Source organism: Aquipuribacter sp. SD81 (genome assembly GCF_037153975.1).
Taxonomy (GTDB): Bacteria; Actinomycetota; Actinomycetes; order Actinomycetales; family JBBAYJ01; genus Aquipuribacter.
Map to the genome: position 1 here is coordinate 1 of NZ_JBBAYJ010000001.1, position 14,479 is coordinate 14,479.

The 14,479-nt window shown below is 73.9% G+C and carries 14 protein-coding genes and 1 tRNA gene; 6 read left to right on the forward strand and 9 right to left on the reverse strand.

What is annotated here, in order from left to right; all coding sequences use genetic code 11:
• Positions 1 to 247: 247 nt before the first annotated feature.
• The 6 genes from WAA21_RS00005 to WAA21_RS00030 all read right to left on the reverse strand — a co-directional run bounded on the left by WAA21_RS00005 (position 248) and on the right by WAA21_RS00030 (position 5,377).
• Positions 248 to 1,042, reverse strand: a complete 795-nt coding sequence (locus WAA21_RS00005; RefSeq protein ID WP_336920675.1) for a DUF3159 domain-containing protein — start codon at positions 1,040 to 1,042, stop codon at positions 248 to 250.
• 54 nt (positions 1,043 to 1,096) lie between these two features.
• A complete protein-coding gene (locus WAA21_RS00010) occupies positions 1,097 to 1,459 on the reverse strand; it encodes a hypothetical protein (protein WP_336920676.1) in 363 nt (120 codons plus the stop codon).
• A complete protein-coding gene (locus WAA21_RS00015; RefSeq protein WP_336920677.1) occupies positions 1,456 to 2,379 on the reverse strand; it encodes a hypothetical protein in 924 nt (307 codons plus the stop codon). The genes WAA21_RS00010 and WAA21_RS00015 overlap by 4 nt, the downstream gene beginning before the upstream one ends.
• Before the next feature lie 40 nt (positions 2,380 to 2,419).
• Complete coding sequence (locus tag WAA21_RS00020; protein WP_336920678.1) at positions 2,420 to 3,232, reverse strand: citryl-CoA lyase; 813 nt, start codon at positions 3,230 to 3,232, stop codon at positions 2,420 to 2,422.
• Positions 3,229 to 4,455, reverse strand: coding sequence for a CaiB/BaiF CoA transferase family protein (locus tag WAA21_RS00025; protein ID WP_336920679.1), 1,227 nt, complete (start codon positions 4,453 to 4,455; stop codon positions 3,229 to 3,231). The genes WAA21_RS00020 and WAA21_RS00025 overlap by 4 nt, the downstream gene beginning before the upstream one ends.
• A 67-nt stretch (positions 4,456 to 4,522) precedes the next feature.
• Entirely contained in the window at positions 4,523 to 5,377 is an 855-nt protein-coding gene (locus WAA21_RS00030; RefSeq protein ID WP_336920680.1) for an IclR family transcriptional regulator domain-containing protein, read from the reverse strand.
• Between the two features lie 245 nt (positions 5,378 to 5,622).
• Here WAA21_RS00030 and WAA21_RS00035 point away from each other — a divergent pair, with 245 nt between their 5' ends.
• The 5 genes from WAA21_RS00035 to WAA21_RS00055 are packed head-to-tail and all read left to right on the forward strand — an operon-like array spanning position 5,623 to position 11,362.
• Complete coding sequence (locus tag WAA21_RS00035; protein ID WP_336920681.1) at positions 5,623 to 7,410, forward strand: FAD-dependent oxidoreductase; 1,788 nt, start codon at positions 5,623 to 5,625, stop codon at positions 7,408 to 7,410.
• Positions 7,411 to 7,462: 52 nt separating this feature from the next.
• On the forward strand, positions 7,463 to 7,747 hold the full coding sequence (locus WAA21_RS00040; RefSeq protein WP_336920682.1) for a hypothetical protein: 285 nt from the start codon (positions 7,463 to 7,465) through the stop codon (positions 7,745 to 7,747).
• Positions 7,744 to 8,811, forward strand: a complete 1,068-nt coding sequence (locus tag WAA21_RS00045) for an NAD(P)/FAD-dependent oxidoreductase (RefSeq protein ID WP_336920683.1) — start codon at positions 7,744 to 7,746, stop codon at positions 8,809 to 8,811. The genes WAA21_RS00040 and WAA21_RS00045 overlap by 4 nt, the downstream gene beginning before the upstream one ends.
• Before the next feature lie 41 nt (positions 8,812 to 8,852).
• The gene (locus WAA21_RS00050; RefSeq protein ID WP_336920684.1) at positions 8,853 to 10,601 is read left to right on the forward strand and encodes a glycoside hydrolase family 13 protein; all 1,749 of its coding nucleotides are present in this window, start codon (positions 8,853 to 8,855) and stop codon (positions 10,599 to 10,601) included.
• On the forward strand, positions 10,598 to 11,362 hold the full coding sequence (locus tag WAA21_RS00055) for an alpha/beta fold hydrolase (RefSeq protein WP_336920685.1): 765 nt from the start codon (positions 10,598 to 10,600) through the stop codon (positions 11,360 to 11,362). Before WAA21_RS00050 ends, WAA21_RS00055 begins: the two co-directional genes overlap by 4 nt.
• An 86-nt stretch (positions 11,363 to 11,448) precedes the next feature.
• Here the strand turns inward: WAA21_RS00055 and WAA21_RS00060 are convergent, their stop codons facing one another.
• The 3 genes from WAA21_RS00060 to WAA21_RS00070 all read right to left on the reverse strand — a co-directional run bounded on the left by WAA21_RS00060 (position 11,449) and on the right by WAA21_RS00070 (position 14,203).
• Positions 11,449 to 11,907 (reverse strand): hypothetical protein, encoded by a 459-nt coding sequence (locus WAA21_RS00060; protein ID WP_336920686.1) that lies wholly within the window; start codon positions 11,905 to 11,907, stop codon positions 11,449 to 11,451.
• A gap of 94 nt (positions 11,908 to 12,001) precedes the next feature.
• Entirely contained in the window at positions 12,002 to 13,369 is a 1,368-nt protein-coding gene (locus WAA21_RS00065; protein ID WP_336920687.1) for a hypothetical protein, read from the reverse strand.
• Positions 13,370 to 13,708: 339 nt separating this feature from the next.
• Positions 13,709 to 14,203, reverse strand: coding sequence for a YajQ family cyclic di-GMP-binding protein (locus tag WAA21_RS00070; protein ID WP_336920688.1), 495 nt, complete (start codon positions 14,201 to 14,203; stop codon positions 13,709 to 13,711).
• A gap of 138 nt (positions 14,204 to 14,341) precedes the next feature.
• Between WAA21_RS00070 and WAA21_RS00075 the strand changes: the two genes are divergently transcribed.
• Positions 14,342 to 14,423 (forward strand) — tRNA-Tyr (locus WAA21_RS00075).
• Positions 14,424 to 14,479 lie beyond the last annotated feature (56 nt).

The window sequence follows — 14,479 nt, forward strand, 5'->3', positions numbered from 1 at the left end:
CGCCCGGGTGGCGGTACGGTGCGGTCCCTGCCGCCGCCGCGGCGCCTGCGCCGCGCCGTGCCGGAGGGCGGACCGGTCCCCCGCCCGCCCGCTGGTCGTGCTCGCGGCGGCGTCCCGGGCCACGGGCGGCCCGGCGGGCGGGGCCGTGGCCGTGGCCGCGGCCGGGACGCGGGGCTGTCGTCCGGCGCGGACGGCCGCTACCGCCCCGCCGTCGCGGCGCTCGCCCGCGACGTCCTCGCGGTGGTGCTCACCCTCGTCCAGCCGGCGACGGCGACGGTGCCGGCGCTGCTGCTGCCGGGGGAGCGGCTGGGTCCGGTGCAGCCGGTCGGTGCACTGCGTCTGAGCGCGGTCGTCGCGGTCGTCGTGCTCCTCGCGGCGCCGGGTCGCCGTCGGGCACCTGCGGGTGACGCAGCCCGGGGTGTCCCGCCGGCAGCATCCGGCGGACCGTCCACCAGCTGAGCGCCACGACGGCGGTGACGAGCGGCCACGACAGCGCGGCGCGGGCGACGCCGAGGGCGAGGAGCTGGTCCGCCCACCACAGCGTGGCGAACACCGCGAAGCGGAGCACGTAGCTGCCCACCCACCACCAGCTGGCCCGGCTGTAGGCGCGCAGCAGGACGGGGTCGCGCCGCCACGCTCCACGCTGCCGCAGCACGCCCCCCACGACGAGGCCGAGCAGCGGCCGGCGCAGCCACACCGACAGCGTCCACACGAGCGCGCTCGCCCCGTTGGCGAGCAGCTGCAGGAGGAAGAAGTCGACCGCGCGGCCGGTACGGGCCACCACGAGCGCGCTGACGACCGTCCCCAGCAGGCCGAGCAGGGCTGCGCGCGGCGGGCGGCCCCGCAGCAGCCGCAGCGCGCCGAGCAGGACCGCCACGGCCACGGCGACACCCAGCGCGAGGCCCAGGTCGTCACGCCACACGACGACGGCGACGAGGACGAGGCCCGGCAGGGACGCGTCGAGGGCCCCGGTGCGCCCGCCGAGGAGGGTGACGAGGCTGTCCGGGTCCCCGCTCGGGGCGCGGTCGGGTGCGGCTGGCACGAGGTGAGTATCGGCCGGTGACCCCCGGGGCCGGGAGGACCTAGGTCCCCCGGGTCACGTGGCGATGTCGGGGTAGGGCATCGAGAAGTGCGCGAGGCGCTGGGCGTACTGCAGCTGGAAGCCGAGCGGCTCGGCGTGGTCGCGCTCGAACATCGCGATGAAGAGCGTGAGCGTGAGGAACGGGTGCGCTCCCAGGCCGAACAGGGCGGGGTGGTCGTGGGTGCGCAGGGCCTCGCGCTCCTCGTCGGTGAACGCGAGCCAGGTCGAGCGCTCGTCGCCGTGGCAGGCGAGGATCCGGTTCGCCTCGTGCTCCTCCCACCACTCGACCGTCCCGGCCGGGTCCTCGCGGTACCGCTCGACGAGCTCGGGGTCGCGGTCGACGCAGAACAGGAACTTGTTCACCAGGTAGCGGCTCACGCCCCGACCTCCTCGCGCTCGCCGGGCAGGTCCCGCACGAGGCTGCCCGCCACCTCCGCCGGCGGCGGCCCGCCGGGGTACCACGTGAAGTACGCCTCCATCGTGTGGAACAGGTCGAGGTGGTCGACGTGGTCGGCCTGCTGCCCCTCGCCGGCGACGCCCATCATGAGCATGAAGTCCATGAAGCCGTGGGTCGCGTTGCCCGGGGTGTGCAGCGACTCCAGCGTCACCTCGGCGAGTGTCTTCTCGATGTCGCCGGAGGCGATCCAGCCGACGGCCTTCCGGTCGAAGTCGGGGTCGGGTCCGTGCGGGCCGAACTGCCGGGGGCCGCCGAGCTCCAACGACAGGTGACCCGTGCCGATGACGGCGACCCGCTTGTCGCTCGGCCACGACGCGACCATCTCCCGGATGGCCTGCCCGAGCTGGACGAAGCGCTTCGGCTGCGGCAGGGGCGGGGCGAAGATGTTGGTGTAGACCGGCACGATCGGCAGGTCGTTCTCCGGGCGCAGCGTGATGATCGGGCACGTCACGGAGTGGTCGATGCGCAGCTCGTTGCTGAACGCGAGGTCGAAGCCGAGGTCGAGGCCGCTGCGCAGCAGGTGCCCGGACAGGTCGCGGTCCCCGGCCATGTGCATGCGCGGCAGGCCGAACTCCCGCTCCTCGTTGTACCAGTTCGCGTCGTAGCGCTCCGCGTGCCCGACGAGGAACTGGGGCATGTTGTCCAGCCACAGCTGGTGGAAGTGGTCGCTGCCCACCATGAGCAGCACGTCGGGCCGCGCGGCCGTGAGGGTGGCGCGGAAGCGCTCGACCCGCCGCACCCACTCGTCGGCGAACGGCGGCCGCTCGGCCCCCGTGGACGTGCTCGCCCGGTAGTAGAACGGGTGGTGGGTCGAGGCGATGACGGCGACGATCTCTGCCAACTCGGGACTCCTTCGTCCGGTCCGGGGGTGGGGGGAGCGCTCAGTCCGCGGTCTCGTGGGGCACGTACGTGGCGTTGCGGTCGACGGCGAGGTAGACGTCCATGCCGAGCGGGCGGCGCCGCTCCTCCGCGAGGTGCCCGAGCAGGCCGGCGGTGCGGGCGAGCAGCGCCACGCCGCGCAGCAGCTCGACGGGCAGGTCGAGGTCCGCGAGCGCGGCGCCGCACACACCGGCGCCGTTGAGCGGCAGGGTGCGGCCCAGCACCTGCGGGTGCACCCGGCCCACGGCCTCGAACAGGCGCAGGTGCGGCCCGCGCAGCCCCTCCTCCTCCGCGACGGCGAGGATCCGGGGGGTGCGGGGGTCCTGCTCCTTGTGCACGGGGTGGCCGAGGCCCGGCACGAAGCGCTTCGCGGCGCGCGCCTCCTGCACGGCCGTGAGAGCCAGCGCGTCCCAGCCGGCGTCGTCGCCCGGCAGGTCGCCGTCGACCGTCGCGAGGACCCCGGCGAGGAAGCGGCCGCAGTCCTCCGTCACCCCGAGGAAGCGCGAGCCCCCGCCGAGCAGCCCGGCGGCGAGCGCGCCCTGCAGGGAGTCCGGCGCGCTCAGGTACGTGAGCCGCGACGCGATCGCGGTCGGCGTGAAGCCGTGGTCCGCGAGGGCGACGAGGACGGTCTCGAACACGCGCACGTGACCGGGCGAGGGCCGCTCCTGCGTCATGAGCCACAGCGCGAGCTCGCCGAAGCCCACCCGGCCCATGAGGTCCTCGGCGAGGTCGTGCCCCATGAGGCGGATCTGCGTGGCGTCGGACGTGCCGAGACCGGTCGGGAAGGTGGGGCCGTCACCGGCCACGTCGCTCACCGGTGCGCCTCCGCCCGGGACTCGTGCGAGGCGCCGGGGCGCGGCCCGTCGGACAGCAGCCAGCGCCTGATCTCCTCGCCGTGCTCGTCGAGCTCCGGCGGCGGCAGCTCGTACGACGCGGGCGTCGTGCTGAAGCGGACGGGGTTGCGGACGCTCGGCACCGCCCGCCCGGCCCCGCCCACCTCCACGACGGGGTCCAGGCCGATCTCCTCGGCGAAGGCGACGCCCTCGTCGACGGTGTTGATGGGCGCGCACGGGACGCCGGCGTCCAGCAGCGCGCGGAACCACTCGTCACGGGTGCGGGTGCGCAGGCGCTCCACCAGCAGCGGGCGCAGCTCGTCGCGGTTGGCGGTGCGGTCCTGGTTGTGCGCGAAGCGCGGGTCCTCGAGCAGCTCGGGCAGGCCGAGGACCTCGCACAGCCGGGCGAACTGCCCGTCGTTGCCCGCGATGACGATGAGCTCGCCGTCGGCCACGGGCAGCGGCTCGTAGGGGAACAGGCTCGGGTGGGCGTTGCCCATGCGGAACGGCACGGTGCCGCCGGCCACCCACGCGCTCGTGTGGTTGACGAGGCCGGACAGCGCCGTCGACATGAGGTTGACCTGCACGTGCTGCCCCGCGCCCGCCCCGGGCCCCGCGCGGTGGGTGAGCGCCGCGAGGATGCCGATGGTCGCCTGCATGCCGCTCATGACGTCGAAGACGCTGATGCCCGCCCGGTACGGCTCGCCCTCGGGGTCGCCGGTCAGGCTCATGAGCCCCGACATCGCCTGGACCATGAGGTCGTAGCCCGGCAGGTGGGCACCGGCGTCCGCGCCGAACCCCGTGATGGACGCGTACACGACGCCGCGGTTCGCCTCGCTCACGCTCGCGTAGTCCAGGCCGTACTTGGCGAGCCCGCCCGGCTTGAAGTTCTCGATGACGACGTCGGCGCGCCGGGCGAGCTCGCGGGCCGCCCGCAGGTCGTCGGGGTCGCGCAGGTCGAGGGCGACCGACCGCTTCCCGCGGTTCACGCCGAGGTAGTAGGTCGACACCTCGCCGCGCACGGGGGGCACCCACGTGCGCGTGTCGTCGCCCGTGCCGGGGTTCTCCACCTTGACGACGTCGGCGCCCATGTCGGCGAGCAGCATCGTCGCGTAGGGCCCGGCGAGGATGCGGGAGAAGTCCGCGACGAGCAGCCCGGCGAGCGGGCCGGTACGAGCCGGGCCGTGAGAGTCAGACGCCGTCATCCGTCCTCCGTGTCCGCTGAGCGGACGACTGTCCGCACGAGGAGTCTCCGGCTGGGCCCGGAGGGTGTCAAGCGGGCGGGGCGGGCCCGGTCGGCCGGCCCTCGCTGCCGTTGGCGTCGGTGTCGACGTGGGAGACGGGCAGGCGGGCGACGAGGGCGAGCTCCTCGCTGACGGTCTCGGCCGTGGCGAGCAGCAGCGGCAGGTGGTGCTCCAGCAGCGTGGCGAGCGAGGTCTCCGCCGCGTGGACCGTGACGTTGACCGCGGCGACGACCGGTCCGCCGGCCCCGCGCCGCAGCGGGGCCGCCACCGACCGCACGCCGGGCGCGAGCTTCTCGTCCGCGACGGCGTACCCGGCCGCGCGCGCGTCGGCGAGGGCCTCCTCGAGCTCCGCGCGCGTCGGCTCCCAGCGCGGCACGACCCCGGAGCGGCTCGGCTGCGCGAGGGCGGTGTCGACCTCACGCGGCGTCAGGTCGGCGAGCAGCACGGTGCCCATCGACGTCGCAGGCGCGGGGAACCGGGTCCCCACCTGCACCGCCAGCGCGATGATCTTCGGCACGGCCACCCGCGCGACGTAGACGATGTCGCTGCCGTCGAGCTGGGCCACCGACGAGGACTCGCCGGTGCGGGCGACCAGGGCCTCCAGGTGGGGGCGGGCCACGTCCCACAACCCCATCGACTGCACGTACGTGAGGCCGAGCTCGAGCACGCGCGGCGTCAGGGAGAACTGCCCGTCGCCGGAGCGCACGTACCCGAGCGTCTCCAGCGTGAGCAGGATGCGCCGGGCCGTGGGGCGCGCGAGCCCGCTCGCGGCCGCGACCTCGCTGAGCGACATGGCCGGCTGCCGGGGCGCGAACGCGCGCAGCACGTCGAGACCGCGGGCCACCGCCTCGACGAAGTCGGGGTCGTCGTCGCGTCGGGGCACCGTCACCTCCGGCGTCGCTCGGCCCGGCGGGCCTCGGCGGCCGCGCTGGTCACCGGGTGCCGTGCGGCACCGTCCGGAGGGTAGTGGGTACGGACCTGCGGAGGTCGCTCGCCGGCCGCGGGGACGGACGGCTCCGGGGAACCGGTTGACAGTGCGGCCGGCCCGGGTGACAGTTCACCGGTCAACGAGGTGTACGCCACGCGGACGATTGTCCGCGGCAGGCAGGTCGGCGACGGAGGCGACTGATGGACCACACGGCACAGGTGAGGACCGACGTGCTCGTCGTCGGCTCCGGCCCGGCGGGGGCCTCGGCGGCCCTGTTCCTCGCGACGTACGGGGTGGACGTCCTCGTCGTCACGAAGTACCGGCGGCTGTCGGACACGCCGCGCTCCCACATCACGAACCAGCGCACGATGGAGACGCTGCGCGACATGGGCCTCGAGGAGACGCTCATGCGCGAGGCGACGCCGTGGGAGTCCATGTCGAACACCACCTTCTGCACGAGCCTGGCCGGCGAGGAGCTCGGCCGCGTGCAGTCGTGGGGCACGTCCGAGGCGCGTCGGGCCGACTACGAGGCCGCGAGCCCGTGCCACATGCTCGACGCGCCGCAGACCATCACCGAGCCGGTGATGATGAAGGCGGCGCAGGAGCGCGGCGCGCGCGTCCGCTTCGAGACCGAGTACGTCTCGCACACGCAGGACGACGAGGGCGTCACCACCGTCGTGCGGGACCGGCTCACCGGCAGCACGTACGAGGTCCGCTCCCGATACCTCGTGGGCGCCGACGGGGCCCGCTCGACGGTCGCGAGCGACCTCGACCTGCCGTTCGAGGGTCCCGGTGCCGTGGGCGGCGCCCTCGGGATCATCTTCGAGGCGGACCTGTCGCGCTTCGTCGCACACCGCCCGTCCGTCCTGTACTGGATGCTGCAGCCCGGCGCGGAGAAGGAGGGCGTCGGCCTCGGCGTCCTCCGCATGATCAAGCCGTGGCACGAGTGGATGCTCATGTGGGGCTACGCGGTGGCCGACGGCCCGCCCGACCTCACCGACGACTACATCCGCGAGCTCGCCGTCATGCTCGTCGGCACCGACGACTTCGAGATGCGGGTGACGGCGCGCTCGCCGTGGACCGTCAACCACCACTACGCCACGACGCTGGCCCGCGGGCGCGTGTTCTGCGCCGGCGACGCCGTGCACCGCCACCCCCCGACGAACGGGCTCGGGTCCAACACGTCGGTGCAGGACGCGTACAACCTGGCGTGGAAGCTCGCCCACGTGCTTCGCGGCACCGCCTCCCCGGCGCTGCTCGACAGCTACGACGCGGAGCGGGCGCCCGTCGCGCGGCAGATCGTCGAGCGCGCGAACCAGTCCATCGCCGACACCGGGCGCATCATGCAGGCCCTCGGCCTCGACGACACCTCCGACCCCGCGCGGCTGGAGGCGGCCCTCGCGGCCCGCAAGGAGCCGGGCCCCGAGGGCGACAAGGTGCGCACCGCCCTGCGCGAGGCGATCGCCTACAAGTCGTACGAGTTCAACGCCCACGGCGTCGAGCACAACCACCGCTACGCCTCCGGCGCCGTCGTCCCCGACGGCACCCCCGTCCCCGAGCACACCCGCGACCCCGAGCTGTACGCCCGGCCGACCACGTGGCCCGGGGCGAAGCTGCCGCACGCGTGGGTGACGCGCCGCGGGCACCGGGTCTCCACCCTCGACCTGGTCGGCGGCGGCGAGTGGAGCCTCGTCACCGGCATCGGCGGGCGCGCGTGGCTGGACGCCGCCGAGCAGCTCGGGGCCGAGCGCGGGCTGACGGTCCGGCCGGTGTCGATCGGGCCGGGTGAGCCCGTCGAGGACCCGTACGGCTACTGGGCGGAGCTGCGCGAGGTCGACGACGGCGGCGCGCTGCTCGTGCGCCCCGACATGTACGTCGCGGCCCGGTCGCTCGCCCCTCCCGAGTCGGCCGAGCAGGCCCGCGCGTGGCTCGCCGACGCGCTCGAGCGCGTGCTCGGGCCGGTTCCGGCGGGGTCGCCCGCGGTCTGAGCCCCTCCTGCCGTCCGGACCCACCCCGCCTTCGAGACCTACTCTGGGCCGGGTGGGTCCTGACGTGTCCGGAACCGGTGACCGCACGTACCTGTGGCTCGCCCCGGTGGGGCTGCTCCTCGTCGGCGCGGGGGTGAGCGTCGCCGTCGACGCGGCCGTCCGCCGTCACGACGGTGCGGCCACGCGGCGCTGGGCCGGCCAGGGGGCGGCCGGTCTCGCGCTCGTCAACAGCGGGCTGTCGCTGGTGGGCGACGCGGTGCGCCGCCGCACGCTCGCCCTGTCGGAGCGGTCCCGCGCCGGGGTGGACCCGCCCGGGCGGGGTACGTCCCGCCGGTGACCCCGACCCACACCACCGCCGGCGCCGCTCCCGGCACGGCCCGCGAACCTGCCGGCGAGCGCGCCGACGTCGTCGTCGTGGGAGGGGGTGCCGCAGGCCTCGGCTGCGCCCTCGTGCTGGCCCGCGCGCGGCGTGACGTGCTCGTCCTCGACGCGGGTGGTCCGCGCAACGCCGCGGCGGAGCACGCACACGGCTACCTCACCCGGGAGGGCATCGCGCCGGCGGAGCTGCTGCGGCTCGGTCGCGAGGAGGTGACCGCCTACGGCGGGCGGGTGGAGCGTGCGTCGGTCGACGCCGTCGTCCGCCTGGCGCCCGACACCGCCGCCGTCGAGCCCGTCGAGCCCGTCGAGCCCGTCGAGCCCGTCGAGGACGCACGCGACCGCTTCGAGGTGCGGACGGTCGACGGGCGCCGCGTGCGGTGCCGGGCGCTCGTGGTGTGCACGGGCCTGTCGGACGAGCTGCCCGACGTGGCCGGCCTGGGGGAGCGCTGGGGGCGCGACGTGCTCCACTGCCCGTACTGCCACGGCCGGGAGGTCGCCGACCTGCGGGTCGGCGTGCTGGCCACCAGCCCCGGGTCCTTCCACCAGGCGCGGCTCGTGCGGCAGTGGTGCGACGACGTCGTCGTGCTCGCGCACGGCCTCGCGGTGGACGCCGACGAGCAGCGCCGCCTCGCCGTCCTCGACGTGCCGGTGGAGCCGCGGCGCGTCGTGGCCCTGGAGGTCGAGGACGACGCGCTGCGCCGGGCACGGCTCGAGGACGGTGACGTCGTCGACCTGCAGGCCCTCTTCGTCGGGCCGCAGTTCCGCGGCACCGACACGCTGCTGCTGGGGCTCGGCGCGGCGACCGAGCGCCGGGGAGAGGGCTCGTGGGTCGTCGTCGACGCGCACGGGCGCACGTCGGTCCCCGGGCTCTACGCCGCGGGGAACGTCGCCGACCCGGCCGCGCAGGTCGTCGACGCCGTGTCGGCGGGCTCGCGGGCGGGCGTGGGCTGCAACGGCGACCTCGTCGACGCCGACGTCGAGGCCGGGCTGGAGCGGGCCGGGCGCGACGCCGGGGCCCCCTGACAGCCCTGGCCCGGCGCGCTCGCGGCTGGCAGGGTCGGGACATGGCCGACGACGCGCAGCGAGACGCTCCCTGGTGGACGCGCAGCACCGTGTACCAGGTCTACCCGCGCTCGTTCATGGACTCCGACGGCGACGGCATCGGGGACCTCGGCGGGGTGCTCCAGCGCGTCGACCACCTCGCCGACCTCGGCGTGGACGTGCTGTGGCTGTCGCCGGTCTACCGCTCCCCGCAGGACGACAACGGCTACGACATCAGCGACTACCACGACGTCGACCCGGTGTTCGGCACGCTCGAGCAGCTCGACGAGCTGATCGAGCAGCTGCACGCCCGCGGCATCCGGCTGCTCATGGACCTCGTCGTCAACCACACCTCCGACGAGCACCCGTGGTTCACGGAGTCCCGGTCCTCGCCGAGCAGCCCGAAGCGGGACTGGTACTGGTGGCGCCCGCCGCGCGAGGGCATGGCGGCCGGGGCGCCGGGCGCGGAGCCGACCAACTGGGAGAGCTTCTTCTCCGGGCCCGCGTGGGAGCTCGACGAGGCGAGCGGCGAGTACTACCTCCACCTGTTCAGCCGCAAGCAGCCCGACCTCAACTGGGAGAACCCGGAGGTCCGGCACGCCGTCTACGCGATGATGCGGTGGTGGCTCGACCGGGGGGTCGACGGGTTCCGCATGGACGTCATCAACCTCATCTCCAAGCGTGTGGGCCCCGACGGCCGGCTCCACGACGGACCCGTCGCCGACGGCTCGCGCTACGGCGACCGCAGCGGTGAGACGGTCTGCGGGCCCCGCATCCACGAGTTCCTCGCCGAGATGCACCGCGAGGTGTTCGAGGGTCGCCGCGCCTTCGACGGCGGGCCGCTGCTGACGGTGGGGGAGATGCCGGGGGTGACGGTCGAGGAGGCGCGGCTGTTCACCGACCCGGCCCGTCGCGAGGTCGACATGGTCTTCCAGTTCGAGCACGTCGGGCTCGACCACGGCCCGGCGGGCAAGTTCGACCCCCGCCCCGTCGACCTGCGCGACCTCAAGGCGACCTTCGGGCGGTGGCAGGCGGGGCTCGCCGACGTCGGCTGGAACAGCCTGTACTGGGACAACCACGACCAGCCGCGGGCGGTCTCCCGCTTCGGCGACGACTCCGAGGAGCACCGCCGCGACTCCGCGACGTGCCTCGCCACGCTCCTGCACCTGCACCGGGGGACGCCGTACGTGTACCAGGGCGAGGAGATCGGCATGGCCAACGTGCCGTTCCAGCGCCTGCTCGACCTGCGCGACCTGGAGTCGCTGCGCTGGGCGAACGAGCAGGAGGCCGCCGGCCGCGACGTCGCCGACCTGCTGCCCGGGCTGCGTGCGCACAGCCGCGACAACGCCCGCACCCCCGTGCAGTGGGACGCCACCCCGCAGGCCGGGTTCACCGCGGGGGAGCCGTGGATCGAGGTCAACCCCGACCACGTGCGGTGGAACGTCGAGGCCCAGCGCGACGACGAGGGCTCGGTGCTCGCGCACCACCGGCGGCTCATCGGGCTGCGCAAGGACCTCGACGTGGTGGCGCTCGGCGACTTCGAGATGCTCCTGCCCGAGCACGAGCAGGTGTACGCCTTCCGCCGCACGCTGCCCGGCGCCGACCCGGCCGCGGTGCTCGTCGTGTGCAACGTCGGCGGGAGCGCCGTCGACCTCGGGGAGCTGCTGCCGGAGGCCGTCGGCCTGCCGCTCGTGCTCGGGAGCCTCGGTGAGCCGCAGCAGGCCGCGGTGCTGCGCCCGTGGGAGGCGCGGGTGCTGCGCACGGACGCGTGAGCGGCGACCCGGCGCCCGTCGCGGTCCGCCTGCCGGTGCTCGAGTGGGGGCTCGGCGGTCGGCGCCGGGCCCTGCTCGTCCACGGCGTGAGCGCGAGCGGCGCCGGCTGGTGGCGGGTGGCCTCGGCGCTCGCCGAGCAGGGCGTCGCCGTCACGGCGCCGGACCTCCGCGGCCACGGCGGTGCCCCCGCCGGCACGCGCTACCGCCTCGCCGACCTCGCCGCGGACCTCGTCCCGCTCGGGTCCCGCTGGGACGTGGTCGTCGGGCACTCCTTCGGCGGCCCCGTCGTGCTCGAGCTCGCGCGGTCCGGCGCGGTCCACGTCGCTGCGCTCGTGCTCGTCGACCCGTTCCTCGGCGCCGACGACATGGCGGCCCTGGTCGTCGACCAGGTCGCCGAGGTGCGCGCGTCGCGCGACGCGGCGCGGGTCGCGGCGGACAACCTGCGCTGGCACCCGGACGACGCCCACCACAAGGCCGCCGCCGCGCGGGCCGTCAGCCCGGGCACGGTCGAGCGGTGGTTCACCGACAACGCGCCGTGGGACGGCCGGGTGGCCGCCCTCGCCCAGGTCGCGGTGCCCACGCACGTCGTAGGGGCCGACCCCGCGGTCGGTGCGCTCTTCACGCCCGCCCAGGAGGCCGTCGTGACGGCGAACCCGCTCGTCACCGTCGAGCGCGCGGCCGGGGCGGGGCACTCGGTGCACCGCGACGACCCGGCGCCGGTCGTGGCCGCGGTGCTGCGGGCGCTCGGCGAAGAGGCGTAGGACGAAACAGCGGCTGGCCGCGGCACGAGCCTGAGTCGGTCACTCAACTGCCGGTGCGGTCGTGGTGACCCGGGCCCCGGTCCCCACTAGTCGGGCCAGAGCTCTCCCTTCGGAAAACCGGGGCCGTTGACGACCTCGCCACCGCGGGCGCGCTCGACGCACAGGGCCGCATTCTCGAGAAGCCGTCGTACGAAGACCGGCGGGAGGTTGGACAGTTCGACGGGCCCTCTGTCCGATTCCAGGGAGACACTCGTGGCGACATCGACACTGGCCGTGCCGCCGTGGACTCCCAGGAGGGTTACGAGCCGCTCCTTCATCCTGCGGTTCGTCGTCTGCGACGGGCCGGGGCGGTCGTAGTGGCGAAAGCGCCTGGCGTACCTGTCGGTCTCGCCGATGTACGTACGCGTGCGCTCCCCCAGATGCAGATTGATGCGGTAGACACCAGCGCCTGCAGGCATCGCCGGCCAGTCGAGCGTCTGACCGTCCTCGGCGATGTGGATTGCCCCCACTGCTGTCCAGTCCCAACGAACCACGAGCTGCGACAACGTCCCTCCCTGTGGTGCTGGCTAGGCACCTCGTGTGTCGTCAGGACTGTCTTGCGGTCGCTGACGTCGATCGGCGGTGCATTGCTCGGCCCCTTCAGAGGCCACCCGACTGACGTGTCACCGCCAGGTCGGGTTCGTCCTGGGACGAGAGGCTCGTGGAGCTGAGCGCCGCGCCGACGGTCGGATCTGCGGTCACAGGCTCGGCTCGAAGCCTCGGCGGGGCCGCGGACCAGGCCTTGAGGTTCTGGATCACGTCGGCGTAGAAGGCGTCGACGGCATCGAGAACCGAGTCGATGAAGGCCCCACGGCCACGGCCCCTCTTGCTTCCCATGGCGCGCGTGACAGCGACCCGGAAGGACCGGAGTTCCTTCGTGGGGTCGGCGACGAGAACGCCGGGATCGTCTCTGACCACGCGCAGCAGGTCGGCAGCCCCGGCCCCGCGGGCGTGCGCCGCACTCGCCTCGATGCGGATGCCTTCTGGAGCGCTTTTGAGCTGTCGGATGAGCCAGTTGACCCGAGTTGTGGGGCGCCCCTCCTTCGGCGCGTCGAGGTCGACATGGCATGTGACGGTCTTGGCGCGCAGGTCGGCTGTGACGACCAATGGTCCGACTGTGTCGGGAATGCGGATGGCGCCGCTGAGAAGGCCGGTGTCGACCAGCTGGGCGACGAGGGCGTCGGTGCGCAGGGCGGGCTCCGCCAGCTCCTTCCGACTCAGCACAGGGGTGACTTCGGTGCCGAGCTGTCGGCCGAGCTGGAGGCTCGCAAAGCGAAGAAGGGCGTCGAACCTCGCGGCTACCTCCTGCACCCCCTTGTCGGTCTTTCGTAGCGTGCTGGCGGTGACGGCGTCACGCGTGGCGACCCAGCTGTCGCTCATGTCCTCGAACTCCATCGCCCCCGAGCGCGGGTGCTCGAGGTAGCGGATCAGTTCGCCGAGGATCCACGCCTGGTCTGGGTCGGCGACGCCGCGGAACTCCTTCTGCAGGACGGCCTCGGCCAGCACGTGGGTCCAGGACAGGTGATGCAGGTCAACCTTGCGCAGCTTGCGCTTGTCGACCCGCGTCGGGTGCTGCCCGGCGATCGGGGGAATCTCGTTGGAGATGGTGAGCACAGCATCGAAGCCGCGTTCCCTTGCGATGTCGAGGTAGTTCTCGATCTGCTCCACGGCAAGCGTGTTGCCCGCGGTCTTCACCTCGACCAGCGCCGTCCACGACTTCGAGCCACGGCTCACACGGATGAGGCCGTCCGGGTAGAGCCGCTTGTCCCCGAGGTCGAACGGCACCTCGATGTAGGTCTCGACATGCCCGGCGGGGGCGCCGTATGGCTTGGTGAGGGCACGACCGAATTCCCGTACCGCCGTCATAACCGCTAGGAGTGCCGAGGTGGCGCGGCGCTCCTGCTCCTCGGCCCCGTTGATGCCCGACGTCGGAATCAGTCGCGCCTCGTGCCAGCTCTCGTCCGCCATGTCCTCCCCCTCCCTCACCGACGATCACGGCACGTTATCGACCGACTCGTCCGCTCGCTGGCTTTCGCGATGAGGACACGAAACCCGACTTGGTGAGAGGCGGAGGCTGGGCCGTCGAGGGGGAGGGAGGCCGCAGGTGTCAGAAGGACTCGCTGCGGTGAGCTCCGCCGTCGCGAACTGCCGGCCGATGCCGACCCCCGGCCCCCGCTGCGAGAGCGCGCCCCGCCTCCCACGGGCACCGGCTGACGGGGCACCTTGCGTCTCCGAGGTGTGCCCCCTGTATGCCCCCACGCCGGTCACGGGCACCTGCGGATGCGGAGGGCTCCGAACCTGCGGACCTCAGCGGTAGTTGACGAACTGAAGCGCGACGTCGAGGTCGGCGTTCTTGAGCAGCTGGATGACCTGCTGCAGGTCGTCGCGGCTCTTGCTCGACACGCGCATCTCGTCGCCGGTGATCTGCGCCTTGACGCCCTTGGGCCCCTCGTCGCGGATGAGCTTGCCGATCTTCTTCGCGTTCTCCTGGCTCAGGCCCTCCTTGAGGGCCGAGTCGAGGACGTAGACCTTGCCCGAGGCCTTCGGCTCGCCGGAGTCCAGCGCCTTGAGCGACACCCCGCGCTTGATGAGCTTGGTCTGCAGCACGTCGAGCACGGCCTGGGCGCGCTCCTCGCTGTTGGCCTCGATGCGGATCGCCTCCTCGCCGCGCCAGGCGATCGAGGCGTCCGTGCCCTTGAAGTCGTAGCGCTGCGCGACCTCCTTGGCCGCCTGGTTGAGGGCGTTGTCGACCTCCTGGCGGTCGAGCTTGCTGACGACGTCGAACGAGGAGTCCGCTGCCACGGGGAGCACCTTCCTGGTGGGGGGCGGGTGTACGTCTCGGCGGGCCGGGCGCGACGCCCGGGCGTCACGAGGGCGCCCGCCGCCTTGCTATCCTCGCACCGCTGCCGCGGCGTCCGCGCCGGGGCGGCACGCGCACCCGGCAGGTTGCCCGAGCGGCCAAAGGGAGCTGACTGTAAATCAGCCGGCACTGCCTTCGCAGGTTCGAATCCTGCACCTGCCACACGCCGCCGAGAGGCCGGGCCCGGTCGGGCCCGGCCTCTCGTCGTCGTCGGCGCC

What these genes read in the sequence shown, in the direction of transcription:
- WAA21_RS00025 (WP_336920679.1), bottom strand. Translation starts at nt 4,455, where the DNA reads ATGACGGCGTCTGACTCTCACGGCCCGGCTCGTACCGGCCCGCTCGCC.
- WAA21_RS00035 (WP_336920681.1), top strand. Translation starts at nt 5,623, where the DNA reads ATGGACCACACGGCACAGGTGAGGACCGACGTGCTCGTCGTCGGCTCC.
- WAA21_RS00050 (WP_336920684.1), top strand. Translation starts at nt 8,853, where the DNA reads ATGGCCGACGACGCGCAGCGAGACGCTCCCTGGTGGACGCGCAGCACC.
- WAA21_RS00065 (WP_336920687.1), bottom strand. Translation starts at nt 13,369, where the DNA reads ATGGCGGACGAGAGCTGGCACGAGGCGCGACTGATTCCGACGTCGGGC.